This window comes from Flavobacterium labens (assembly GCF_048286755.1).
In the GTDB taxonomy this organism is placed as follows: domain Bacteria; phylum Bacteroidota; class Bacteroidia; order Flavobacteriales; family Flavobacteriaceae; genus Flavobacterium.
Window position 1 is genome coordinate 16,344 of sequence record NZ_JBLVPL010000003.1, and the last position, 26,182, is coordinate 42,525.

Sequence of the window (26,182 nt, forward strand, 5' to 3'; positions counted from 1 at the left end):
AAATCAAATTAATGTTACACCCGTTCCGTTTAAGTCAGAATAGGTTATTTTTCCAAAATCGATTGTCACACCGGTCGCAATATCTTCTGCCAAAAGCAATGCGCCGTCCATATCTACATAATCCAGTTGTGGCAATAAATGTGCAATCGCAGAAATTCCTACAGTTGATTCGGTCATGCAACCCACCATCGTTTTTAAACCTAATTTCTTGGCTTCCTGAATCATTAGTCTTCCGGGCGTCAGTCCACCACATTTTACTAATTTGACATTTACACCATGAAAATGGTTATGACATTTGGCTACATCTTCTTCTATAATACAACTTTCGTCAGCGATAATCGGTAAAACAGAGTGTTTAAAAACTTCCTCGTGTCCTTCCCAATTGTCGGCTTTCATGGGTTGCTCCAAGAATTCTACACCTAATTTTTTCAATTCCACAGCATTATTTATGGTTTCTTCAATGCCCCAACCGCAATTGGCGTCAATTCTAAAAATGGCATTAGTATGTTTTCGAAGTTCTTTGACAATGGCAATATCTTCTTTGGTTCCCAATTTTTATTTTATAAATCGGCCAAGGCAGTTCCTTCATTTTTGCCACCATTTTTTCGATGGATGCAATTCCAATTGTGTAATCTGTCAATGGATTTTTGTCGGTGGCATAATTCCACAATTCATACAATTTCTTTCCTTTTTTGCGCGCATATAAATCATTGTATGCCATATCCAAAGCGCATAGCGCAAACATATCGTGTTTTAAATACGGATGGATTTTTGACCAGAAATCTTCAGGTGTTTCATTTGTAGTGGTTTCGATTATGGTGCGAATTTTTTCTAAATCCTGCATCATTACCGGAACGGTTGTTTTGTAATACGGATTGGAAGTTGCTTCGCCAAAACCGGAGAAACCGTCACTTTTTAATTCCACAATCAAAGAAGGTTGAAAGTCTATTGATTCTCTCGAAATCGTGAATGTATGTTTTAATTTGAGGTTGTATTCTCTTAATATTAGTTCCATTTGAATCTGATTTTGTACTTAAAATTAATAAGTTTCTTTAAACAGGAGATTTAATAACCAAGCCATAAAACGGCTTTTATAAAACCATCCCTCCATAATTTTTCATTATGTTGTCCGCCTTTTACAATTTTCTTTTCATTCAAATTAAGACAGTAACATCTATTTGAATTTAATAAATATTCCATTTTATTCAAATCCGAAACCATGTCATCACTTTCAGCATCGCCATATAGAAAATAGATTTTCGACTTTATCTTTTTGGATTTTTCTGTCAGAGTATAAATGTCTTTACTATACCAAAACGAAGGTGATAAAACACCCGCTTTTCCAAATATTTCTGGGTATTTTAAAACCGCATAATAAGAAGTCAGACCACCAAGGGAACTTCCCATGATAATAGTATTTTTCTTTTTGGTTTTTGTTCTATACGTTTTGTCAATGTGTGGTTTTAATGTTTTTACGATAAATTCTAAATAACTATCCGCTTTTCCACCACCATATTTCTCATTTTTAAAAGGTGTTAATTCATCAATACGTTTGTCATTTCCATGTTCGATTCCTACAACAATAACTTGTGCTTTTAGGCTGTCAAGTTTTTCATCCACATTCCATTCTCCTGAATAGGAAGTTTTAGCGTCGAACAAATTTTGCGCATCATGCATGTAAATTATGGAGAATTTCTTTTTTGAAGTTAAATAATTATCGGGTAAATACACCCAAATTTTCTTTTCCATTTGCAGTTGTGGCGCCTCAATCGTAAAGGTTGAAACTTGTTTTGACGCAGTACTTTGATTTGACTGTTTAGAGTCCTGAGCAGCAATTTTTGCTATTGTAAAAAAGAAGAGTAGGAGTAGGAACTTTAGTCGATTCATTATTAGTTTTTGTGTTTTGATTTAAAAACAATATTTTAGCTAAAAATAATAATTTGATGAATACATTCGAAGAAAAGAGGAGTTTACTTTTAGAGATGATTGCTTTTTCCACTGTTGATGGACATTTGCATAAGAGAGAATATGATTTTTTAGCAATTATTGCTAAGGAATTGAGTTTTGAAATAGATGTTTTTAAAGATTTATTTCATCAGGAATTACCACAATTACCTATTAAAAGTGAGTTTTTACGCATTCAACAATTTTATAGATTGGCTTTGTTGATGTATTGTGATGGGATTTTACATGAAAAAGAAATGACAACTATACAGCAAATTGCGATTGATATGGGACTTAATCCTATAGCCACAAAACGAATTCTTAAGTTGATGAATGAAGCACCAAATGCTATTATTGATGGCGAGATTTTATTGAATGTTTTTCAGGAACAACACAATTAAGACAATTGCCCTTGCAACGCTTTTATTTCATCACGTAATTTAGCGGCCTGCATAAAGTCTAATTCTTTAGCAGCTTTTTCCATATTTTTTCGTTTTTCTCGAATGCGTTTCTCAATATCGGGTTTTGATAAATATTCAGTAACTGGTTCTGCAGCAATTGAATTAGTATAGCCTAATTCATAATCTGCTAATGGATTTTTGGTAAAGGCACTTTCGATTTTTTTATTCAAGGCTTGTGGTACCAAATTATTGGCAGTATTGTAATTAATTTGTTTGGTTCTGCGATAATTGGTTTCATCAATGGTCTTTTGCATGCTTGCCGTAATTTTATCCGCATACATAATTGCTTTACCGTTAAGGTTTCTCGCTGCACGACCAATTGTTTGCGTAAGCGAACGATGGCTTCGTAAAAAACCTTCTTTATCTGCATCTAAAATGGCAACCAAAGAAACTTCGGGTAAATCCAAACCTTCACGAAGTAAATTGACACCAATCAATACATCAAAAATTCCTTTTCGTAAATCTTGCATGATTTCTATTCGTTCCAAAGTATCTACTTCAGAGTGAATATAGCGACATCGAATATTAACTTTGGTTAAATATTTAGCTAATTCTTCCGCCATTCTTTTGGTTAAAGTTGTCACCAAAACACGTTCGTCAATTTCTGCTCGAACTTGAATTTCTTCAATTAAATCATCAATTTGGTTTAAACTTGGTCGAATTTCAATGATTGGATCCAGTAATCCTGTTGGACGAATTACTTGCTCCACAACGACACCTTCTGTTTTTTGTAATTCATAATCGGCAGGTGTTGCCGAAACGTAAATCACTTGGTTTTGCATCGCTTCAAATTCTTCAAACTTCAAAGGACGATTGTCCATCGCTGCCGGAAGTCGGAAACCATATTCCACTAAATTTTCTTTTCGGCTTCGATCTCCACCATACATAGCGCTAACTTGCGAAAGTGTTACGTGACTTTCATCCACAACCATTAAGTAATCTTTCGGGAAATAATCGAGTAAGCAAAAAGGCCTAGTTCCGGGTAAACGACCGTCTAGGTAACGGGAATAATTTTCAATTCCAGAGCAGTAACCCAGTTCGCGAATCATTTCTAAATCAAAATTAGTACGTTCTTCCAATCGTTTTGCTTCGAGATGTTTTCCTATTTCCTTGAAATAATCAACTTGTTTTACTAAATCCTGTTGGATTTCCCAAATTGCACCCTGCAAAACATCTGGAGAAGTTACAAACATATTAGCAGGGTAAATCGTCAGTTTGTCAAATTTTTCAAGAACCTGAGAATTCTTGGTATCGAAACTTTCAATTTCCTCTATTTCATCACCAAAGAAATGAACTCGATAAGCTTCATCAGCATAACTTGGATAAACATCTACAGTATCACCTTTTATTCTGAAACTTCCGGGATTAAAATCAGCTTCGGTTCTTGAATATAAACTTTGCACTAGTTGATGCAATAATTTGGTCCGAGAAATAATTTGTCCTTTCTCAATTGGAATCAAGTTTTTCTGAAATTCTATCGGATTTCCAATACCGTACAAACAGGAAACTGATGCTACAACCAAAATATCTCTTCGTCCGGAAAGCAACGAAGCGGTTGTTGACATTCGCATTTTTTCCAGTTCTTCATTGATGGATAAATCCTTTTCAATGAAAACACCGGTTACGGGCATAAAAGCTTCGGGCTGGTAATAATCGTAATACGAAACGAAATATTCCACGGCATTATTCGGAAAAAACTGCTTGAATTCCGAGTATAATTGAGCCGCCAAAGTTTTGTTGTGAGCCAAAACTAATGTTGGTCTTTGTACTTCCTGTATTACATTGGCCACCGTGAATGTTTTTCCTGATCCGGTAACTCCTAATAAAGTTTGGAATTTATCACCATCTATAATCCCTTGGGCTAATTTTTCAATCGCTTGCGGTTGGTCGCCTTTTGGCTGGTAATCGGATACTACTTGAAAATTCATTGAATTAAGGGGCAAAGTTATAGAATTGTAAAGGTACAAAGTTTGAATTCTTTTTTTACCAAAGTTTTAGCCAAAAAAAAACCATCCTGCTTTAACAGGATGGTTTTTAATAAAAAAAATAATTCTTAGAAACTGAAGTTCAATCGGGCAAAAACAAAACGACCGTTTTGACCAAATTGAGATACGTTTCTTGAATATACAAATTGATTTGCATTTGATAAATCGATTGTTGCAGGAGCAGCTGTATAATCAATAGCTCCTGATACTAATCTAGGTCTGATTGCAGTTTGTGTACCAAGATTTGCATCTGGATAAATATCAAAAATATTATTAGCTCCAATAACAATTTTGGCAGCACTAGTAATTTTGAAACCAACAGATAAATCAGTAATGATTTTTGCTCCCCAAATTGGGTGCTCAATTTCTACTGCTTGACCGTTTACAATAACACCTTCAACTCTTCCATCTCCATTTACGTCAGCAGTATTTGGGTCTGTAACTTTACCAAAATAAACATTTCTCAAGAAGAAATCGAATTTTTTGTAGGTAATAGAATTGGTTAAATTAGCTTTAACTCTAGGAATTGCTTCTTGTAAGTACACTCTACTTGCTTCAGAATAGTATCTGTTTATCTGACCTGCAGCTTCTAATACTGGTGAAGCTTTAATTTCTCCTACTCGGTAAGTATTAGAAAAAGTTCCTGATAAATCAGTTTTTAAAGAAACGTTATTTCCAAAACTCGTTTTGTGACTAATCACAATATCAATTCCTTTTGATTCCGTGTCAATTGCGTTTGCAAAGAAAGTCGCTGCAGTTGCACCAGCTGTATCAAATAATCCATTCAAAATTGCATTTGGAGTTCCTGCCGCAGGAGTTCCGCCTGGTCTAGAAAACTGATCAGTAAGAACCACTCTGTCATCAATTTTTACAATATAAGCATCAGCAGTCAAGGTTAAATTGGCTTCTGGTATTTTAGCTGTAAAACCAACGCTGGCACTTTGAGATTCTTCTTGTTTCAATTTAGGAATTCCTAATAATTGTGCTGCTTGCGAATCATTACTGAAAGTTCCTACCTCAAATGGTACACCGCCTACGAATTGTGTAGCGGTTGAATTGAAATAGATTTGGTGCAATGATGGCGCTCTAAATCCAGTTGAAACAGCACCACGTAAATTGATGTTTTCTGTTAGTTTATAACGAGTCGCTAACTTGAAATTAGTTGTGTTTCCAAAATCAGAATAATTTTCAAAACGCAACGCTCCGTTTACTAACCATTTATCGGTAACGTCTAATTCTAAATCAGTATAAAGAGCCACACTATTACGGTCTTTATCAATTGCATTTGCTGGTCTGAAACCAGGAAATACTTGAGCTCCTCCTGGTCTTGCTGCTCCAAAAAAGTCAGTAACTCTTATATTTGTAGCTGTAGTTCCTGTTACAACTCCTCCATTAATATCATATTGATTGTAAGAATCAGGTTCACCCGCATTGATTGAGAAATTTTCATGACGGTACTCTGCACCAAAAGCCACGTTTAATCCTTTAAGAACATCAAATTTTCTGTTCATGTCAAAGTTTGTTGTGTTTTGGGCGAAAGCCAAACCACCGGCGTCAAATTCAGTAGGAGAATTTTCTCTTAAAGAAGCATTGACTGTGTTTTCAACTCCATAATTAAAAGCATTTCTTCCAAAAGTGTTGCTTAAATCAAAATTCCAGTTTTCGAATAACATACCTCTAAGTCCAGCAGCAACTGAGACGTCGTTGATTGTAGAATGTATTTCCGGTAAAAATCCGTTTGCATACAATCCTGTGTATGATCTGGCTTGATTAGGTCTTCTATAAAAACCAGCAGCTTCTCCTTCTCTGAAACTTGTTCCTCCAAAGGCATAGGCTTCTAATTTATCATTGATTGGATAAGCAGCATTTAAAAAGAATTGGGCACTTTGTAACGAAGATTGTCCCACTCTCATATTGAAATTTTTTCTTTCAAGACCTCTGTAAGCTAATTCACCTGCTGTAGCATCAAAATTTAATGCTGTTTGCATTTGAGAAATAGTAGTGGCACCAAGTATTGCAGTTTGCTGTGCACCTGTGAAATAAGATACACCTGGAGCATACTGTTTTATTGTAGTAAGGATTTGAGCTGTATTTGGAGTATTTGTTATGTTTCCAAACAATGCATTAATATTTGTTCCAGCTTCTGCAGCTCTTTGTTCAACGGCATTATAACCATTGAATAAAGTTCCAGTTACATCTTTTGCTCTGCTTGTAGCATCTCTAAGTTGGAAACTACCAGTAGCATTGATAAAACTTTTTTCTTTACCAAGATTTGTCCCGTAGTTTAAGTCTAATTGGTAGTTACCACCATCAAAACCGCCATCATGATCATTTGCTCCTTTAGAAAGATTTCCTCCTCCAAAAAGGTTTACTTCTAGTTTGTTTGTATTTTTCTTAACATTGATGTTGATTACACCAGCAATGGCATCAGATCCATATTGAGCAGAAGCTCCGTCTCTTAATACTTCAATTTTTTCGATGGCAAAAGCAGGAATAGCATTTAAATCTGTTCCTACAGATCCTCTACCTGGAGATCCGTTAATATTTACTAACGAAGAAGTATGTCTTCTTTTTCCATTTACTAAAACCAAAACTTGATCCGGTCCTAAACCTCTTAATTGTGCTGGGTCAATATGATCCGTTCCATCAGCAACCGTTTGAGTGTTTGATGTAAACGATGGCGCAACCATGTTTAAGATTTGATTTAAGTTTACTTGAGCTCCTTGTGAAGCAATCTCTTTCATAGAAATTACATCAATAGGTACAGCAGATTCTGTTACAGTTCTGGTTGGATTACGGGAACCTATCACCACAACATCTTGTAGTGTTTCTCCACTTCCAGTTAAAGTAACGTTTAATGTTGTTCCTGTAACAGTAACTGATTTCGTTTCAAGTCCCACATAAGAAAATTGTAAAACGTCTCCAATTTCAGCACTGATGGTATAACTTCCATCAATATCTGTTGTTGTACCTTTAGTAGTTCCTTTGACAAGAATAGTTACGCCTGGTAAAGATTCTCCTTTTTCATCAACTACTCGGCCTTTAATGATTTCGGCAATTGTATTTTGATTTAAAGTAGAGAAAATATCTCTATTCATTCCTGTGCTTGCAATACCTTCTTTTTGTAAAATAATTTGATTACTTACTTCGGTATAGTTCATTTTTAATGGTTTCAAAATGCGTGTCAATACACTTGACAATGCTTCGTTGTTAGCGTAAACACTCACTTTTTGATTCAATTGTGACATTCTCGAATTGTACGAAAATTTCACATGTGCCAACTTCTCAAGTTTTGTCAGCGCAGTATCTAAGTTCAAATCGGTCACGGTAATAGTTACCTTAGTGTCCAACTTTTTTTGACCTCTGATATTGTTCGCTATTGTTACACTTGAAAAGACAAGGGCTAAAACAAATTGAAATAAGGTTATTTTCATAATTCGAATTAGTAGTCGTTGTTTAAGGACGGTTTTTTTCATAGTTTTGGACGGTTTTTATTAATATTCGTTAGTAAGGGTATTGGTTGAACACTGCAATTGCTCTTTACAGAGAGCGAATTGATTTTATTTAAGGCGTCGAGAATGTTACAGCATTTTCGGCGCTTTTTTCATTATATATTTTTATTCATAGACAATTTACGATTAATTACATCCATCGGATATAATACTAATTTGGTTTCCATTCATTTCATAACTCGTATTGTTTCCAAGACTTTTGCAGATGATTTTAAGTTTTTCAGGCAAAGGCTGATCGCTTAAAGACGTAGTTAGATAACAATCTTTTAATTTAGTTTGAGGAAAATCAATTTTCACTAAATACGCCTGCTCGATAGTTTTGAAAATTTGTGCCACAGGTATATCTGTGAATTCAAATCCTAATTGCTCGATATTACTTGTAGAATTAATTAATGATTCATCTTGTGTTATATCGGTAATTTTATTAAAACTTAAATTTTTCCGAACGAATCGCAAGGCTTGATTCGGTAATAAAACAATCAGTTGGTCTTTTGGATTTGCAATTAATTCATTAGATCTTACTTTTACTTTTCCAGTTCGAACCACCACTTCCACATTTGGCTGATTAGCGTATGCTTTTATTTTAAAACTGGTTCCTACTACTTTAGTAACAATTTCATTCGCAAAGACAAAAAACGGCTTTTTAGGATCTTTACTGATTTCGAAAAAGCCTTCACCAGATAGGTACACTTTTCTTTCATTGCCTACAAATATTTTAGGATAACTTAATTTACTGTTGGGTTGCAGTAAAACAGAACTTCCATCGGATAATGTTATGATTTGTGGTTTGTCTGAATTGTTAGTTTGTTCAACTAAACCTTCTTCATTTTCATTGATAAGATCGCTGTAAGTTAGTGCGGAATTATCATCACTGTTGGTTTGATTGTATAACCAGCCGGTTAAAAGACTTAAAATTAAAACAGCAGCAACTCCGTTAAACCATTTTTTTCTTAAAAGTTTAAGAACTGGTTTCTCCTTTTTATTTTCTTCTGTTCTTTCAATTTTCCCCCAAGTAGCTTCCAGAGCATGTTGAACGTCATCCGTAGTTAAATTATCATTAGGAACTTTCATCGCTAACAACCATAATCGGGCTTCTTCAACCAATTTTGCACGACTGGAATTTTCTAAAGTCCATTCTTCCCATTCTTGTTGGTCGTCTTTGAAACACACCCATAATCGGAATGATTCATCAGCTAAAAAGTGTTCTATCTCAGTATAATTATTACGGTGTTGCATCAAAAAAAAGGGGTTACAACTGTATAGAGAACAATTTTTTTAATTGATACTCACTAAATAGTATATTTTTTTGAATTTATTTTTGAAAGACTAAAATGCAAATGAAAACAGCATTAAAATAAAAAAGATGTTTCCTTTCCAATCTTTGCGTAAACTTAACAGCGCTCGGTGCAAAAGATTGTTTGCTGATTGATAATTAATGTCAAGTGTATCAGCAATTTGGTCTACGGTAAGTTCTTGGGTGTAGCGAAGATATAAAGCTTCTTTTTGTCGAGAAGGCAAATCATTTATCAGATGATTGAGATGTGACACTTTAGTAGCTGTGGTTTCATCTGAGATAAGGTCGTGTTCAATTGAAAAATCAAATAAAAATTCAACAGTATCTATTGAACTACTCAGCCTAAAAATACGATCCCGTTCTTGTGATCTGGTAATTCTCTTACGAACACAAGCTAATAAATAGGCTTTTACAACCACTTTGTCACTCAATTTCTCTCTGTAAATCCAGATGTCTGTAAAAACGTCTTGAACGCAATCTTGCACTTTTTCGGGAAAAGGAAGAAAGGAGTTTCCATAACGGACTAAATGAGAATAATGTCTTTTAAAAAGTATTGAAAAAGCATTTTCATTCCCTTCTTTCAGACTGTTCCAAAGTTTGGAATCATCAAGGATTTCGGTATGTAACGGTTGCTTTTCTACCATTTAGTTTGAATTAGATCACGGATTTTAAACACCAAAAATAATCTGAAAAAAGAATAGTTAATTTGGTTTAAATAATGCGCTTTTAAGTTGCCTTTTTGACGCATCGTAAAAAGAAATTTCTTTATAATTTTTTAAAGATTTCTTTACCAAATTTACGTAAAATTATGTTAAAATTAATTTTTGTTCTTAAAAACAGGAAGAAATACAACTATTCCTAAATAGTTGTATGTTTTTTTCGGTAAAATAAATTTATGGAACTTTAATTATTGATTTAATAATGGAAGGTTTTTGAGGGCTTCATTTTAAATGTATAATAGGAAAAATTATAGGTATAGACTAATTCCCCAACTATGAAGAATGATTGGAGGGATTGAATACATAAATGAAAAGGAGTTTTTTATTCGAACTTCCAGTTTTTTTGTTGTGCTGCACTCAGGAAAGTCCAAGCTACAATTCGGCTTGTTTTTTGGCCTTGAGCCATATCAATCGTTTTAATTTCGACAGCACTTACTTTGTTTAATGTTTTGTAAAGACTGGAAAGATTCTCTTTTTTGGACACCAAAGTGGTAAACCATAAACACTGCATCGGATATTTAGCACTTTCGTAAATCATTTGGGTAACAAAACCTAATTCTCCGCCTTCACACCACAGTTCAGCATTATGACCACCAAAATTTAAAACAGGTTTAGTTACTTTGCTCGTGGCGCTTCGAGATTCTAAATTATTGATTTTTCGAACCGTACTTTTTGTAGCTTCATCTTGTGAGGCATGAAAAGGAGGATTGCAAATGGTAAACGTAAATTTGTCTTCAGGAGTGATTATATTTTTAAAAATAAAACGCGATTCCGTTTGTTGCTGTAAACTGATGGCATCAATCAATTTTGGATTTTCTTCAATGATGGCGCTGCAATTTTTAATTGCTTGTAAATCGATATCAGTTCCTACAAAACTCCATCCGTAAGCTGAATTACCAATTATTGGATAAATGCAATTGGCACCGACACCAATATCTAAACCTTGAACAGTTTCTCCTTCAGGAATTATTCCGTTATTACCTGAGGCTAATAAATCTGCTATATAATGAATGTAATCTGCTCTTCCGGGAATGGGTGGACAAAGATAATTTTTAGGAATATCCCAGTTTTGAATGTCATAATGTAATAATAATAACGCCTTGTTGAGTGACTTTACGGCATCAGGATTACTAAAATCAATAGTCTCAATATTATGCTCGTTGATAGAAACAAAATGTTGCAGTTCAGGGGATTTTTCTATTAATTGCTCAAAATTATATCCAAATCTATCCAGATTTCTGGGATGTAAATTAGTCTTTTCGGTAATCGTTTTCGCTTTCATTTTCTTTATTTCGATGCAAATATAGTCATAACTATTTTGTAAAAGCACTAACGTTACTTAGAGCCATTAAACAGATGGAAAATAAATCATAAAATTAGAATATTGCCGTTTTTTAGAACCATAAAAACGGTTACTTTTATAAAAAATACAAATAGCATGACTTTTATACCTGCCTCATTTCATTTTAAAAAGAGATACATAGTTTACAGTTTACTGTTTTTGTATATCGTAATGTGTCAGTCTTGTATGACGATGAGATTTTCAAATAAGGAAACGAAAAAATTTTTCGCTGTCTCTAAAACAGAATTTCAGGATAAAACAATAGGTTTTGACGGTTATAAAATTCATTATGTTGAAACGGGTAACGCGCAAAGCCCAACTTTGTTTTTTATTCATGGATCGCCTGGAAGTTGGAATGCTTTCAAAGAATATCTTCAGGATACTTTATTGCTCAGAAAATACCGAATGATTGCTATTGACCGACCGGGTTTTGGATTCAGTGATTTTGGGGATGCTCAAAATTTAAAGGTACAATCTCAAAGAATATCTGAGTTTATCAAAAAAATAGATAATAAAAAACCGCTTATTTTAGTGGGACATTCCGTTGGCGGACCAGTTGTAGCGCAATTAGCTGTAGATAATCCGTCTTGGTACAAACGATTGGTGATACTGGCAGGATCATTAGACCCGAAAGCTGAAAACCCGGAAAAATGGAGAACGGTTATCAAAGTTTCGCCTTTGCGTTATTTAATTCCTGGAGCATTACGCCCGTCTAATGATGAGTTGTGGTGGCTGAAACAAGATTTGGTGGACTTAGAACCAGAACTGAAAAAGATTGCTTGTGATGTTACCATTATTCATGGAACAAAAGATGCTTTGGTGCCGTACAGTAATGTTGCCTTTATGCAAAAAAAGTTTGTCAATGCTAAATTAATCGATACGATAACGATCAAAAAAGCGAATCATTTTATTCCTTGGAGCCATTATGAGATTGTGAGAAATGCTTTGTTGAATATACAATAAATGCTAATCCAGACATTCCATCATTAATAAATCACCTTCGTTATGTTCTATTGTTACGATGCCGTCCTTGATGACATGATTGCTGCTTCCGGTTCTGTAACCAATGGTTAAACTGTCATCTTTCAACGGATAAAATAAATTATTCGAATGAATTCCAGTAACGTGACCGATAGGAATTAATGAAATAGGAGTGTTCGCCGTGTACCATTTTTCGAATTTCTTAGGCAATAAAAAGACTTTCGAGTGATCGTCCAGAATAACAATTTTCAATAGATTTCTGTATCTCGTAATGTTCGTAAGATTGGTAATCGTATGATCGGCTCTGCGTCCGGTTGCCCAAACGACGTTTACAGCCGGGATTTTTCTTTCGATTAAATAATCAAAAGCTTTTTCTAAATCGGTTTTGTTTTGATCCGGCGTATGAATGATTTCTATGGGATATTGGGACGTTTTATAAATTTCAGGGTCAAATCCTCTATCAAAATCCCCCAATAGCACATCGACTTTGATGTCTAATTCCATGACACGCACCATAGCCGAATCTAATACAACTACAAGTGGCGACCATTCCAATAATTGACCCAATAGTTCCGGATTACAGGAAGCGCCATTGGCAATGATTAAAGCAGGTTCTTGGTCGTCGCGGACGATATGGTGTGAAGACATAATGAAGTATAAATTATAAATTGTGACGTAAAAGTAAATAAAAGTTCTCGTTTTATCCTTCACGTATTAGCCCGGATGGCAATGAAAACCAAAACAGGTTGTAATGAACAGCTGGATTAGCTCCTAATTATTCAATCGTGTAATTTCTAACATCGACTTCGCTAAGGGAGAAATAGCCTAGAGGATAATTTGCCGCATCAGTGGTATTGATGATATTTCCTCTTACGGTTGCAGGCGGTGATTGGAATGGTCCGCCGCCACTGTTTCCTGCGATACTTACTAAAACACTCATGTAATTGTAATATGCTTTAGAAATTCCATAGTGCGTTACCTCAATTTTATCGTCTTTTTTTAACTCGTCATTTTGAGATATACTGAAGAATTCGTTTCCGTTAAAAAACTCATCTTGGTCTACATAAAAGTTTGATTTCACCTGGTTTGAATAGACATATTTATAAAGGTAATAATTGCTTTCACCCACCGGATCTTGATAAAACGTCTTAATTTCAATGTCGGTTCCAGTGAAACCACCTTGATTGTTTTGAACAATTTTTGTGATTGGCGTAACGGGTTTCAATGTTTCTGTTGCGGTATAAGTATTGCCTTTACTGATAACTGTAAGTGTATAGGTTTCATTGATTACAGGAATAAAAGTAGCGCAAGTATATTCGCCGGTATTCGCAATTTCGGAAAAATTGAAAACTACATTAGCGCTATTTTTTATTGAAACTGTTGCGCCAGAAACTTTTGGAATCTCTGTGCTGTAAAATCCGGTTGTTGTAGTCAGTTTTATTTTCTGTTGATTTCCGGAAGTCCCTTTTTTCCAATTGATTGCTGCTTCAATAACCAGTTTTGGGGGCGCATTGTCTAAATCTACTTCGATAACATCTTCACAACTTGTCGAAAATATAGCGATGAAAAGTACTAGATATAGTGTTATTTTTTTCATGATTTTATTTTTTATTTTATTCTCTTAATCGATGCTATCATTAAAATTTAAAGTTATAACTCACTGCCGGAACTACACCAAAAATCGAAGTTTTTACAGCTTCATTGCTTCCGGTATCTGTATTTTGTCTGAAATTGATGGAAGCGGCATTTTTTCGATTATATAAATTATAGATACTAAAAACCCATTCGCCTTTCCATTCCCTATTTTTGTTTTTTGTTGGAGTCAAAGTAGCCGCAATGTCGAGATGATGATAAGCAGGAAGACGATTTTCGTTTCTCAATCCATAACTAGGCACATTGATTCCTAAATATTCATATTGTCCCACTGGATACGTCACCGGTTGTCCCGTTTGTAGCGCAAAATTAGCTCCAAAAGACCATTTCTCATTCAAATTATACGATGTGGTTACAGCAACATTATGCAATTTATCGTATACTGAATTATACCATTGACCATTGTTGATTCCGGTTTCTGCTGAAGTTCTTCCCGGAGTTTGTTGCTCGGATTTTGATAATGTGTATGAAATCCAGCCGTTAAACTTTCCTTCGTTTTTTCGGAACATGATTTCTAAACCGTAGGATCGTAATTGGCCGTTCAAGATTATTTGCTCGATGGCTTTATTGGCAATTAAATCAGCACCGTCAATGTAATCCAATCGGTTTTGAACTTCTTTGTAATACGTTTCTACTTCAAGAGAATACATATCGTCACTGAAGTTTTTAAAGTAACCTAAAGCGACCTGATCCGCAATTTGTGGTTTAATAAAACTATCACTTGGCGTCCAGACATCAAGTGGAGTAGGCGATGAGGTATTCGAAATTAATTGTAAATACTGCACCATTCTGTTGTAACTCGCTTTTATGGATTGCTCTTCGTTGATTTGGTAGGCCATTGAAAAACGCGGCTCCAAATAATTATAGCTTTGCATGACTTTATTTCTGTCGTAAAATTTACTGCCAATTGGAGTTGCTTTTTCATAAATCTGTAAAGCGGAATTGAACGTTACGGGATTATTGTCGGCATAAATATTCACGGTAGATTGTCCTAAACGGTAAAACATACTGTAACGAAGTCCGTAAGAAAGTGCTATTCTATTTGATATTTCATGATCAGCATTAATGTAAAGTGCGGGTTCAAAAGCATATTTTTTGTCCAATTGATCAAAATTTATTCCTGAGTTCTCATCAGATGGTCTGATAGTTCCCGGATTGAACTCATAGTAAATTCCGTTTACACCGTAATTCAATTTGAATTTATCCGAAATATAATTCTTGAAGTCGTATTTGATATTATAGTTTCTAATACCAGAATCCCATTTGAAACCTACAAAATCTAAATCTAAACCGTAATAATAATCACTGTAAATAAGGGATAAATTCGAAAATAGCTTTTCAGAGAACAAGTGATTCCAACGAAGATTTAAAGTTGCATTTCCATAGATATTGGTAAAACTTTTATTCAGACTGAAAACATCACGACCAAAATAACCAGATAAATAAAGACTGTTGTTAGAATCTAATTTATAACTCAGTTTAGTATTCAAATCATAGAAATAAGCCGAGTTGTTTTTTTGTTCTTCGGAAAGCTTCAGAAATAAATGTGCGTATGAACTTCTACCACCTATAAGGAACGAACCTTTGTCTTTTACTAATGGCCCTTCGGCTAAAATACGGCTGGAAATCAATCCGATTCCTCCATTGACATGGAAGCCTTTACTGTTACCGTCCTTTTGATAAATATCTAAAACAGAAGAAGCTCTTCCGCCGTATCTTGCTGGAATTCCGCCTTTGTACAACTTTAAATCTTTGATAGCATCTGGATTAAAAACAGAGAAAAATCCAAAAACATGCGATGAATTAAAGATAGTTGCTTCGTCCAGTAAAATCAGATTCTGGTCGGCTCCACCACCACGAACATTGAAACCTGAGGCTCCTTCGCCAGCATTCGTAACTCCGGGAAGTAACAAAATAGATTTTAGAACATCGACTTCACCCAGCACAACGGGCATTTTCTTTATAGCTGAAATGGAGAGTTTATTAACGCTCATTTCTGGTTTTTTGATATCAATTTTTGTTTTATTATCCGTAATGATAACTTCTTGCAAAGCTGTTTCATTGCTGTATAAATTAAAATTGTTTTTTATATTTTGGTTAAGAGATATTGATTCGGAAATAGTCAGGTAACCCAAATAACTTATTTGAACGGTATAATTTCCTTTTGGTATAGTAATGGAGTAAAAGCCATATTCATTGGTGGTTACGCCAGTTTTTAACTCTGGAATAACGACGTTGACACCTATTAAAGTTTCATTGCTGTTGGCGTCAATAATAGTTCCGCTTAGTGTAAATTTCTCTTGTCCGAAAGAGGAGAGTGCGGACAGTAATACAACTAAAAAGGTAATAATTTTCTTTGGAGTCATTGTTTATATTTTATCGAAATGAAAAAACGCAAAGTACACTAAATTGAATAGCAATTGTTATATAACAACTGTTAAGGTATTGCTAATATAAAAAAAGACAACCGTTTCGGGTTGTCTTTTAAATATAATTAATATCTTAATTAAGCAATTTTTGCCAATATAGTATTGAAAGTTTCGCTTGGGCGCATTGCCTTGCTAGTTGCTTCAGGATTTGGTTGGTAATGACCACCAATGTCTTGAGGTTTTCCTTGAGCTGCAATTAATTCGACGTTAATTTTCGCTTCGTTTGCTGCAAATTCTGCTGCAATAGGAGTAAAGATAGCTTTTAAAGCAGGCTCTTTATCTTGTGCTGCCAAAGCTTCCGCCCAGTACATTGATAAGTAAAAGTGAGAACCTCGGTTGTCAATTCCTCCTAGTTTACGTGCTGGAGATTTATCAGTTGCTAAGAATTTTTCTGTTGCAACATCAAGAGTTTCTGCTAAAACAATTGCTTTTGAATTGTTTAAAGTTTGCCCTAAGTGTTCTAATGAAGCACCCAAAGCCAAGAACTCACCAAGAGAATCCCAACGTAAATATCCTTCTGCAGTAAATTGCTCTACGTGTTTTGGAGCTGAACCACCTGCACCAGTTTCAAACAAACCACCGCCATTCATTAATGGAACAATAGAAAGCATTTTTGCTGATGTTCCCACTTCTAAAATTGGGAATAAGTCGGTTAAGTAATCACGTAGTACGTTTCCTGTTACAGAAATAGTATCTAATCCTTTGATTATTCTTTCCAATGTGAAGTTTGTAGCTTCAATAGGATTCAGGATTTGGATATCTAAACCGGTTGTATCGTGATCTTTTAGGTATTTAGTAACTTTTTCAATAAGTTCTCTATCGTGTGCTCTATTATTATCTAACCAGAAAATAGCAGGAGTATTAGATAAACGTGCTCTGTTTACAGCTAATTTAACCCAGTCTTGAATCGGGGCATCTTTTGCCTGACACATTCTGAAAATATCTTTGGCTTGAACGGCTTGTTCCATCAAAACGTTTCCGTTTGTATCTACAACACGTACCACTCCGTCCTCAGTCATTTGAAATGTTTTGTCATGAGAACCATATTCTTCTGCTTTTTGTGCCATCAAACCTACGTTTGGAACACTTCCCATTGTAGTTGGGTCAAAAGCACCATGTTTTTTACAAAAATCAATAGTTGCTGTATAAACACCAGCATAACATCTGTCCGGTATCATGGCTACGGTATCTTGTTGTTTACCATCTTTATTGTACATCTGTCCTGAAGTACGAATCATAGCAGGCATAGAAGCATCTACAATCACATCCGAAGGCACATGAAGATTTGTAATTCCTTTTTCAGAATTTACCATGGCCAATGCTGGACCATTTTCAATTGCTTGGTTTAATGCCGCTTCTACTTCAGCCTGCATCGGATGTCCTGCGATTTTTGCATATACATCACCCAAACCATTTCTGGTATCAATGTTCAATTCATTAAATAAGGCAGCGTATTTTTCGAAAACAGCAGCAAAATATACTTCTACGATCGCTCCAAAAATAATGGGATCAGAAACTTTCATCATAGTCGCTTTCAGGTGAACTGAAAGTAAAACGTTTAATTTTTTTGCTTCAGCAATTGTTTTGGCAACAAACGTTTTTAAAGCGTTCAAGTTCATTACTGAACTGTCGATTATTTCACCTGCTTTTAATGGAGTACTTGCTTTCAAAACAGTAGTAGAACCATCTTTAGCAACGAATTCGATTTTTACATCAGTAGCATCAGCAAGAGTAATTGATTTTTCACTTCCGTAAAAATCACCACTTTCCATAGAAGCTACGTGTGTTTTTGAGTCAGCAGACCAAGCTCCCATAGAATGTGGGTTTGCTTTAGCGTAATTTTTTACCGCTTTTGGTGCTCTACGATCAGAGTTACCTTCGCGTAAAACAGGATTTACAGCTGAACCTAATATTTTAGAGTATTTAGCTTTGATGGTTGCCTCAGCTTCATTTTGCGGCTCTTCAGGGAAGTTTGGTAAATTATACCCATGAGATTGTAATTCAGTAATAGCAGCTTTTAATTGAGGAACAGATGCCGAAACATTTGGTAATTTTATAATGTTAGCTTCTGGGGTTGTTGCTAATTGTCCAAGTTCTAATAAAGCATCTCCTGTTTTTTGACTTTCTGTTAAAAATTCCGGGAAGTTTGCTAAAATTCTTCCGGCTAAAGAAATGTCTCTAGTTTCAATTTCAATGTCAGAAGTTGATGTAAATGCTTGTACAATAGGTAAAAATGAATACGTTGCCAATAAAGGCGCTTCATCAGTAAGTGTGTAAAAAATTTTTGATTTCTGTGTCATTTTTTTATTTTTATAATCGAATCACGGTTAAATGTAGCTTATATAAGGTATTTCACTTAAAATAAGGCGGACAAATATATGAAAATCAGATGTAATAGAAGGTGGATTTTATGTAGAAAAATACGAATTTTAAGATTACTAACTTGTTATTCTTATATTGTTAGTTTTAGGGGGCCATTAATCCTAAATTAGGAATATATAAGGAAAATAGTAAACAAAAAAAAGTCCCAACAGTGTTAGGACTTTTATAATAAAGAGACAGTAGACTATCTTCTTTTATCTTTAATTTTAGCTTTTTTACCAGTAAGTTCTCTGAAGTAGAAAATTCTAGCTCTACGTACAGCACCTTTCTTATTGATTTCAATTTTTTGCAAAGCAGGAAGATTTACTGGGAAGATACGCTCAACTCCAATAGCACCTGACATTTTACGAATAGTAAAAGTTTCTGTGTTAGCAGAACCTCTTCTTTGGATTACAACTCCTTTGAAAAACTGTGTTCTAGTTTTTTCACCCTCTCTAATTTCGTAGTAAACGGTAATAGTGTCTCCAGCTGCAAAAACTGGGAATTCTTTTCTTGTTACGAATTCGTCTTGAACGAATTTCATTAAATCTGCCATGATAATTTTTTTAATTATGGTTTGTATTAAATCAACATTCACGGATCTCGCCAGAGGTTGAACTAATGTGGGCGCAAAAGTAGATAAAAAAGTTTAAAGTTTAAAGTTTTTCTTGTTTAAAGTTTAGAAGTTCTTGAATACCAACTTTAAACCTTAAACTTTAAACAAATTTTTAATCCTCCAGTAAATCTGGTCTTCTATTCTTCGTGTGTTCATATGCCATATCTTCGCGCCATTTGTCAATTTTGGCAAAATTTCCGCTGGTCAAAACCTCTGGAACTTTCCATCCGTTGTAATCTGCAGGGCGAGTGTAAATAGGTCCCGACAATAATCCATCCTGAAAACTATCCGTCAAAGCTGAGGTTTCATCACTTAAAACTCCCGGAATCAATCGGATTAATGCATCGGATAGTACCAAAGCACCTAATTCTCCACCAGACAAAACATAATCACCAATAGAGATTTCTTTGGTAATAAAATGATCGCGTACACGCTGATCTACACCTTTATAATGTCCGCAAAGGATAATAATATTTTCATACATCGACATCGTGTTCGCCATTTTTTGGTTCAGGGTTTCCCCGTCCGGCGACATATAAATGATTTCGTCGTAGGTTCTTTCACTTTTTAAATGCGAAATACAGGCGTCAATAGGTTGAACTGTCATTACCATTCCAGCACCACCGCCATAAGGATAATCATCCACGCTTTTCTGTCTGTTGGTCGTATAATCTCGTAAATTATGAAAATGAACTTCTACTAAACCTTTGTCAATAGCGCGTTTCATAATCGAAGCCTCAAAAGGACTTCGCAATAATTCAGGGAGAACGGTAACGATATCGATGCGCATAATTTTGAATCTTAGTTTGAAAGTTGCAAAGGTACAAAGTTGCAAAGGTTTTCAAATAACCAAATCAACTATTAAACTTTTTTTAGACACATTTTAAATTTTAGCGTAACGGCCGCTGCTTCTTGTAGAAATTAATTCTTCAAAGCAATATTTAATACTATACTTTTTTCAACTACTTTTATATCTTAAAAATAAATCACTTAATTATGCGAATTTTTTCGAAAATAATCGTTGCTAGTTCCTTGTTTTTAGTTGCTTCTTTCCAAACTGAAACACTCTATGCACAAAACAAATCTGTTAAGATGACGAATCCTCTTTTACAAAAAAGTACGTTGCAATATCAAGCGCCGACTTTTGATTTAATTAAAGACGAACATTTTAAACCTGCTTTTCAATATGGTTTAAAAATTCACGATCAGGAAATTGAAAAGATTGAAAACAATCCAGCTAAACCTACTTTTCAAAATACGGTATTGGCATTAGAAACCAGTGGCGTAGACTTAGGCAGAGCAACGGGTATTTTTTATAATTTATCGGGGGCTAATACTAACCCAGTATTACAAGCGATTGATGAGGAATACGCTCCAATTTTTTCAGCTCACAATGATAAAATCTATTTGAATAGTAAGTTGTACAATCGATTCAAAGCATTGAATATTGCTACTTTAAAAGGTGAAGACAAAAAATTGACACAATATTATTTGCAACAATTTGAATTAGCCGGGGCAAATTTGTCAGTTGCCGATAAAGATAAAATGAAAAAAATCAATGAAGAGCTCGCAAGTCTGAGCACTTCATTTAATAATAAACTGCTAATAGCCAGAAAAAATGGAGCGGTTTTATTTGATAACGTAAATGATTTAGCAGGTTTAAGTGCTGATGAAATTGCGGCAGCAAAGGCAAAAGCTACTGAAGCAGGTCAAGACGGAAAGTATTTGATAGGATTGTTAAACACGACTCAGCAACCATTATTGCAAAGTCTTACTAACAGAGCTACTAGAGAAAAGATATACAAAGCGTCTTGGAATCGTGCCGAAAAAAATGATGATGGAGATACTCGTGAAGTAATAGAGCGAATGGCAAGATTACGTTTGCAAAAAGCAAATTTAATGGGTAAGAAAAGTTTTGCCGAATGGAAATTACAAGATCAAATGGCTCAATCACCAGCACCAGCGATGGATTTATTAGCAAAGATTGCAGGTCCGGCAGTTGTAAAAGCAAAAGTTGAAGCAAAAGAAATTCAAGACCTGATTGATTCCCAAAACGGAGGATTTAAACTAGAGCCTTGGGATTGGAATTTTTATTCAGAGCAAGTGCGCAAAGCAAAATATGATTTAGACGAAAGTCAAATAAAACCGTATTTCGAAATTGCCACTGTTTTAGAAAATGGAGTATTTTTCGCAGCACAACAAATGTATGGCATTACATTTAAAGAAAGGAATGATTTACCGGTCTATCATACGGATGTAAAAGTGTATGAAGTATATGATAATGACGGAAAATCAATCGCAATATATTATTTAGATTTTTACACTCGAGACAATAAAAACGGAGGTGCTTGGATGAGTAATTTTGTGAATCAGTCATATTATTTAAAACAAAAGCCAGTTATCGTCAATGTCTATAATTTTTCAAAACCAGCCGGAGGAAATCCATCTTTGATTAGTTTTGATGATGTAACCACGCTTTTTCATGAGTTTGGACATACTTTGCATGGATTGTTTGCAAACCAGCAGTATGTAACGCTTTCTGGGACATCCGTTCCACGTGATTATGTAGAGTTTCCTTCCCAAATCAATGAACATGCAGCATTGGATCCTTTGGTTTTAAAAAATTATGCGATACATTATCAAACTAAACAAGCTATTCCTCAGGAGTTAATTGATAAAATTAAAAAAGCCGATACCTTCAATAAAGGATATGTTGTTACGGAACTTTTAGCAGCGGCAACACTGGATATGGCTTGGCATAGTGTGGAAAAAGAATCTGATTTCAAACCTACTTTAGTTTTCGAAAAAGAGGCGCTACAAAAATACGGCTTATTGGTAAATGAGGTTCCAACGAGGTACCATACACCTTATTTTGCTCATATTTGGGGCGGAGGATATTCAGCTGGATATTATGCGTACACGTGGTCAAAAACACTAGACTATAATGCTTTCGATTGGATGCAGGCCAATGGTGGTATGACAAAAGCCAATTGTGAACGTTTTAGAAAGTACATTTTATCAGTGGGTAATAGTGTCGATTTAAACAAAGCCTTTAAAGATTTTATTGGACATGACATGCAAATAGAACCGTATTTGAGAAACGCGGGTTTGTTAATAAAATAATAAAATTTTGATATAAATAACTAAAATGACATTCGTAAGGATGTCATTTTTTTTTTTGGAGCTATTTCCAGCTTTACACTCTATCTTTCCTTGCTTAAACAAAGCAAGAAAAGGATGCCGTTTCAATCTGGGCTATAATGTAGAGGAATTATGAGATTAAAGATTCGAATTAGCGTAGCTGAAAAAATTATAATTAGCTAAAAATGATCCTGATAATTTTCAAACTTTCAAATAACTAAATCAACCAATCTCCCAATTCCCTTTTTAAAATTAATTTCGTAAATTTGCCTTTCAATAAAAATTAAAAAAAATGGAAAACGGAATATATGCTAAATTCAACACCACTAAAGGTGCTATTTTAGTAAAACTAACACACGATTTGACTCCTGGTACAGTGGGGAATTTCGTAGGATTGGCAGAAGGAAATTTAGAGAATAAAGTGAAACCACAAGGGGTTAAATTTTATGACGGATTAAAATTCCACAGAGTAATTCCTGATTTCATGATTCAAGGTGGTTGTCCACAAGGAACAGGAACTGGAGATCCAGGGTATAAATTTGATGATGAATTTCATCCTAGTTTGAAACACGATCGTCCGGGAGTTTTGGCAATGGCTAATTCAGGACCTGGAACAAACGGTTCTCAATTCTACATTACACATATTCCTACAGAATGGTTGGATAACAAACATACTGTTTTTGGTCATGTGGTAGAAGGTCAAGATGTTGTTGATGCTGTTGCTCAAGGGGATGTTTTGGAGTCTTTAGAGATTGTTAGAGTAGGAGAAGAAGCTAAAAACTGGAATGCAATTGAAGCTTTTATCAATTTCAAAGGAGCTCGCAACAAGCGTGATGCTGCTTTAAGAGCAGATGCTGAAGCAGCTATGGAAAAACTGGCTGCTGGTTTTGAAAAAACAGAAAGCGGTTTGCGTTACCAATTCATCCAAAGAGGTGAAGGTAAAAAAGCAGAGAACGGAAAAACAGTTTCTGTACATTATACAGGACAACTTCCTGATGGAAAAGTCTTTGATAGTTCATATCCTCGTAAAAAACCAATTGAATTTCCATTAGGAAGAGGAAATGTAATTGAAGGTTGGGACGAAGGTATTGCCTTGTTGCGCGTAGGTGACAAAGCACGTTTCGTGATACCATCTCATTTAGGTTACGGATCTCGTGGTGCTGGAGGAGCAATTCCACCAAATGCTACTTTGATTTTTGATGTAGAATTAATGGATGTAAAATAGTCTAGAACTATTTATATAACCTATAAAATTAAAAATCCCAAAACGAAAGTTTTGGGATTTTTTTTGCAATACATAAATTGCGACTTATAAATTCTGTTAAATTCGAATTTATGAATTTAGAAATTCAATCAAATCTTTATTTAATTTATCTTTTTCAATGTAAAATAACCCGTGAGGAGCTCCCTCATAAACAATAAATTTATTTTCCGGTATTAATTTAGCTGCTATCTCAGAAGTGATTTCAATAGGAACCGTTTTATCTTCATCTCCATGAATAATTAATGTAGGAACATTTACGGAAGCCATTTCATGACGAAAATCGGTTGCCGAAAATGATTTGGCACATTCTAAAGTAGCACGTGGTGATGCAAAAGAACACAGCATTCTGTAATAGTCTAATAAAGGAGTACTGATAGGTTTGCTGATAAAGCTCACGCCAAAAAACGTTTTTCCAAAATTATCCAGAAAACTGATTCGGTCTTCTTTGATTAGCGCTGCCATACCATCATACTTTTCTTGGGGAACACCATTTGGATTTGAGTCCGTTTGCAGTTGAAATGGTGTTATTGAAGCGATAAGAACCGCTTTAGAAACCCCTTTTCCACCATGACGACTGAAATAACGAACCACTTCTCCGCCACCCATTGAAAATCCAACAAGCGTGGCTTCTTTTAAATCCAATTGCTCAATAATAGCCTTTAAGTCGTCTGCTAAAGTGTCATAATCATAGCCATCCCAAGGTTGTGAGGATTTACCAAAACCTCGACGGTCATAAGCAATTACTCTATAATTATTTTGAACTAAAGTATCAATTTGGTACTCCCACATTTCGTTAGATAGTGGCCATCCATGAATAAGAATTACAGGTTTTCCTTCGCCATAATCTTTAACATATAATTTGACATTTGGTGCAGTTTCAATAAACATGTCTAATCCAGCATTATTTACCTTTCTCGATTCACTGCTGTTTTTCTGATTCATTTCCATAATAGTTACTATTTAAAAGATGAATTTAATATTCCTCTTTTGTAAAATTAGGCGCATAAACTGAAAATAGTATTACAGAATTAGTGTAAATACTTGTAAAATTTATAGGTTTGTTATTCAGTATTTTATTTAATAAAACTAATTATGGAAAACCTTACCTGGACTGAATTTGAAAAAGTAGAAATGCGAGTAGGAACTATTCTCGAAGTTAATGATTTCCCTGAAGCTAGAAAACCAGCTTATCAATTGACGATTGATTTTGGTTCTGAAATTGGAATTCGAAAAACATCTGCACAAATAACGAAACGGTACGCGAAAGAAGATTTGCTCAACCGACAAATTGTTGCCGTAGTTAATTTTCCTAAAAAACAAATCGGAAAATTTATGAGCGAGTGCTTGGTGTTGGGTGCAGTTGGAAATGAAGGCGATGTGATTTTATTGGCTCCCGATTTTAAAATAGAAAACGGATTGCAAATAGGGTGATTTATGACTCTAAAGTACTGACACTTTTTACCTCTAAGGTCTCATATTTATTGTGAATAGCCAAGATTATGACACCAAATAATACTGCGGCGACAATTAGTATTGCATTCAAAATTCCTTCTGTCCCAAAGGAAAGCTTTATTAATATTGTTGATATGATAAAGCCTGAATTGCGAATGACTCTATTGAATTTATCCGAATGGAAGAAGGAAAACAGTAGTAAAAGCACTTCAATTAAAATTAGAATTGTAAAAAAATCAGCAAAGAAAATCTTATTAATGTCTTTAATTTTAACAACGATTTGCGTAATTGAAAAGAAACTTTCATAAATCCAATGGGCTAAACTGTATACTGAAAGCACTAAAAATACAGGGATTAGCCCGATAGCAAAAATATTTTTTAGCTTTATGAATGAATTGAGTTCCAGTGTTTTTTGCAGTTTAGATTGATTAATTTCATTTTTTTTGTTGAGGTTGTAAAAGATATATATTAAAAAAAACAAGATTATTGTAGCCACAATGTCAAGGGTAAAATTCACATTAGCTTTCGAATCAAACCAATTAGCGTTTAATTCTAATTTGCTTAAGTCTTTAAAAATTCTTCGGATGATAATTAAGGTAATAATTTCATATTGTTTGCCAATATAGATTGTTGTCGATTTAGGAAGATAATAGACCAATAGGTAAACTTCATAAATCAAAATAAAGGAGAATGGAGTGTAAATTGCAGATATTGGATTACTTAATAATTTGGAATAATCATTAATCAAAATAATTTTAAGGTCAACTAAGGCGATGATTGCCAAATGTAATAAAAAACTTATTATCGCTAATGAGACAAAGAAAATTTCAGCTCTTTTTTTAGTTTTTTCAGATAAAAGTGCTGCGTATAAAAAACTAAATAATGAATTGGCTTCTTTCATGTGTTGTCAGTAATTTTAAATGCTTTTCGTTCGGTTTAATTGCTATTTTACGATAATGTCTCAGAGGTTCAAATGATTTTAAATAAAGTCTCAAAAAAATGCGATTAAGCCTTGAAAATTTCTATTA

19 protein-coding genes and 1 pseudogene are annotated in these 26,182 nt (G+C 34.5%); 5 read left to right on the forward strand and 15 right to left on the reverse strand.

Translation table 11 applies throughout. The features are described 5' to 3' along the window. Nucleotides 1-3: 3 nt before the first annotated feature. Both ACNQF8_RS09015 and ACNQF8_RS09020 read right to left on the reverse strand, forming a co-directional pair. Nucleotides 4-1,015, reverse strand: a pseudogene (locus ACNQF8_RS09015) (dipeptide epimerase). A gap of 50 nt (nt 1,016-1,065) precedes the next feature. Beyond that, a complete protein-coding gene (locus ACNQF8_RS09020; RefSeq protein ID WP_417953377.1) occupies nt 1,066-1,887 on the reverse strand; it encodes an alpha/beta hydrolase in 822 nt (273 codons plus the stop codon). A 56-nt stretch (nt 1,888-1,943) separates the two neighbouring features. Here ACNQF8_RS09020 and ACNQF8_RS09025 point away from each other — a divergent pair, with 56 nt between their 5' ends. Next, complete coding sequence (locus ACNQF8_RS09025; protein WP_315210100.1) at nt 1,944-2,345, forward strand: excinuclease ABC subunit B; 402 nt, start codon at nt 1,944-1,946, stop codon at nt 2,343-2,345. Here ACNQF8_RS09025 and uvrB read toward each other — a convergent pair. The 5 genes from uvrB to rlmF form a co-directional block, all read right to left on the reverse strand. Then, a complete protein-coding gene (gene uvrB, locus ACNQF8_RS09030) occupies nt 2,342-4,333 on the reverse strand; it encodes an excinuclease ABC subunit UvrB (protein ID WP_315210103.1) in 1,992 nt (663 codons plus the stop codon). The two genes, ACNQF8_RS09025 and uvrB, sit on opposite strands and share 4 nt — an antisense overlap. Before the next feature lie 125 nt (nt 4,334-4,458). Next, nucleotides 4,459-7,824, reverse strand: a complete 3,366-nt coding sequence (locus ACNQF8_RS09035; RefSeq protein ID WP_417983494.1) for a TonB-dependent receptor domain-containing protein — start codon at nt 7,822-7,824, stop codon at nt 4,459-4,461. 204 nt (nt 7,825-8,028) lie between these two features. Next, the gene (locus ACNQF8_RS09040; protein WP_417952368.1) at nt 8,029-9,138 is read right to left on the reverse strand and encodes a FecR family protein; all 1,110 of its coding nucleotides are present in this window, start codon (nt 9,136-9,138) and stop codon (nt 8,029-8,031) included. Nucleotides 9,139-9,228: 90 nt separating this feature from the next. Then, nucleotides 9,229-9,840, reverse strand: a complete 612-nt coding sequence (locus ACNQF8_RS09045; RefSeq protein ID WP_417952367.1) for an RNA polymerase sigma factor — start codon at nt 9,838-9,840, stop codon at nt 9,229-9,231. 397 nt (nt 9,841-10,237) lie between these two features. Further along, nucleotides 10,238-11,197: a 23S rRNA (adenine(1618)-N(6))-methyltransferase RlmF gene (gene rlmF, locus ACNQF8_RS09050; RefSeq protein WP_417952366.1), complete on the reverse strand. Its 960-nt coding sequence runs from the start codon at nt 11,195-11,197 to the stop codon at nt 10,238-10,240. A gap of 156 nt (nt 11,198-11,353) precedes the next feature. Between rlmF and ACNQF8_RS09055 the strand changes: the two genes are divergently transcribed. Next, on the forward strand, nt 11,354-12,220 hold the full coding sequence (locus ACNQF8_RS09055) for an alpha/beta fold hydrolase (protein WP_417952365.1): 867 nt from the start codon (nt 11,354-11,356) through the stop codon (nt 12,218-12,220). A 3-nt stretch (nt 12,221-12,223) separates the two neighbouring features. Here ACNQF8_RS09055 and ACNQF8_RS09060 read toward each other — a convergent pair whose 3' ends face one another. The 6 genes from ACNQF8_RS09060 to trmD all read right to left on the reverse strand — a co-directional run bounded on the left by ACNQF8_RS09060 (nt 12,224) and on the right by trmD (nt 20,087). After that, a complete protein-coding gene (locus ACNQF8_RS09060) occupies nt 12,224-12,886 on the reverse strand; it encodes a thiamine diphosphokinase (protein ID WP_315210120.1) in 663 nt (220 codons plus the stop codon). 127 nt (nt 12,887-13,013) lie between these two features. Beyond that, nucleotides 13,014-13,835 (reverse strand): DUF4249 domain-containing protein, encoded by an 822-nt coding sequence (locus ACNQF8_RS09065; protein ID WP_417952364.1) that lies wholly within the window; start codon nt 13,833-13,835, stop codon nt 13,014-13,016. A 40-nt stretch (nt 13,836-13,875) separates the two neighbouring features. Continuing rightward, a complete protein-coding gene (locus tag ACNQF8_RS09070; RefSeq protein WP_417952363.1) occupies nt 13,876-16,257 on the reverse strand; it encodes a TonB-dependent receptor in 2,382 nt (793 codons plus the stop codon). A gap of 140 nt (nt 16,258-16,397) precedes the next feature. Continuing rightward, on the reverse strand, nt 16,398-18,620 hold the full coding sequence (locus ACNQF8_RS09075; protein ID WP_417953376.1) for an NADP-dependent isocitrate dehydrogenase: 2,223 nt from the start codon (nt 18,618-18,620) through the stop codon (nt 16,398-16,400). Nucleotides 18,621-18,886: 266 nt separating this feature from the next. Continuing rightward, nucleotides 18,887-19,237, reverse strand: a complete 351-nt coding sequence (gene rplS / locus ACNQF8_RS09080) for a 50S ribosomal protein L19 (protein ID WP_073354306.1) — start codon at nt 19,235-19,237, stop codon at nt 18,887-18,889. A 172-nt stretch (nt 19,238-19,409) separates the two neighbouring features. Next, a complete protein-coding gene (trmD, locus tag ACNQF8_RS09085; RefSeq protein ID WP_417952361.1) occupies nt 19,410-20,087 on the reverse strand; it encodes a tRNA (guanosine(37)-N1)-methyltransferase TrmD in 678 nt (225 codons plus the stop codon). Between the two features lie 206 nt (nt 20,088-20,293). Between trmD and ACNQF8_RS09090 the strand changes: the two genes are divergently transcribed. Next, entirely contained in the window at nt 20,294-22,420 is a 2,127-nt protein-coding gene (locus ACNQF8_RS09090; protein WP_417953375.1) for a M3 family metallopeptidase, read from the forward strand. Between the two features lie 310 nt (nt 22,421-22,730). After that, a complete protein-coding gene (locus tag ACNQF8_RS09095; RefSeq protein WP_417953374.1) occupies nt 22,731-23,663 on the forward strand; it encodes a peptidylprolyl isomerase in 933 nt (310 codons plus the stop codon). A 108-nt stretch (nt 23,664-23,771) separates the two neighbouring features. Here ACNQF8_RS09095 and ACNQF8_RS09100 read toward each other — a convergent pair whose 3' ends face one another. After that, nucleotides 23,772-24,650: an alpha/beta fold hydrolase gene (locus ACNQF8_RS09100; RefSeq protein WP_417952358.1), complete on the reverse strand. Its 879-nt coding sequence runs from the start codon at nt 24,648-24,650 to the stop codon at nt 23,772-23,774. 144 nt (nt 24,651-24,794) lie between these two features. Here ACNQF8_RS09100 and ACNQF8_RS09105 point away from each other — a divergent pair, with 144 nt between their 5' ends. Further along, on the forward strand, nt 24,795-25,133 hold the full coding sequence (locus ACNQF8_RS09105; protein WP_417952357.1) for a tRNA-binding protein: 339 nt from the start codon (nt 24,795-24,797) through the stop codon (nt 25,131-25,133). A 1-nt stretch (nt 25,134) separates the two neighbouring features. Here the strand turns inward: ACNQF8_RS09105 and ACNQF8_RS09110 are convergent, their stop codons facing one another. Continuing rightward, complete coding sequence (locus tag ACNQF8_RS09110) at nt 25,135-26,055, reverse strand: hypothetical protein (protein WP_417952356.1); 921 nt, start codon at nt 26,053-26,055, stop codon at nt 25,135-25,137. Nucleotides 26,056-26,182 lie beyond the last annotated feature (127 nt).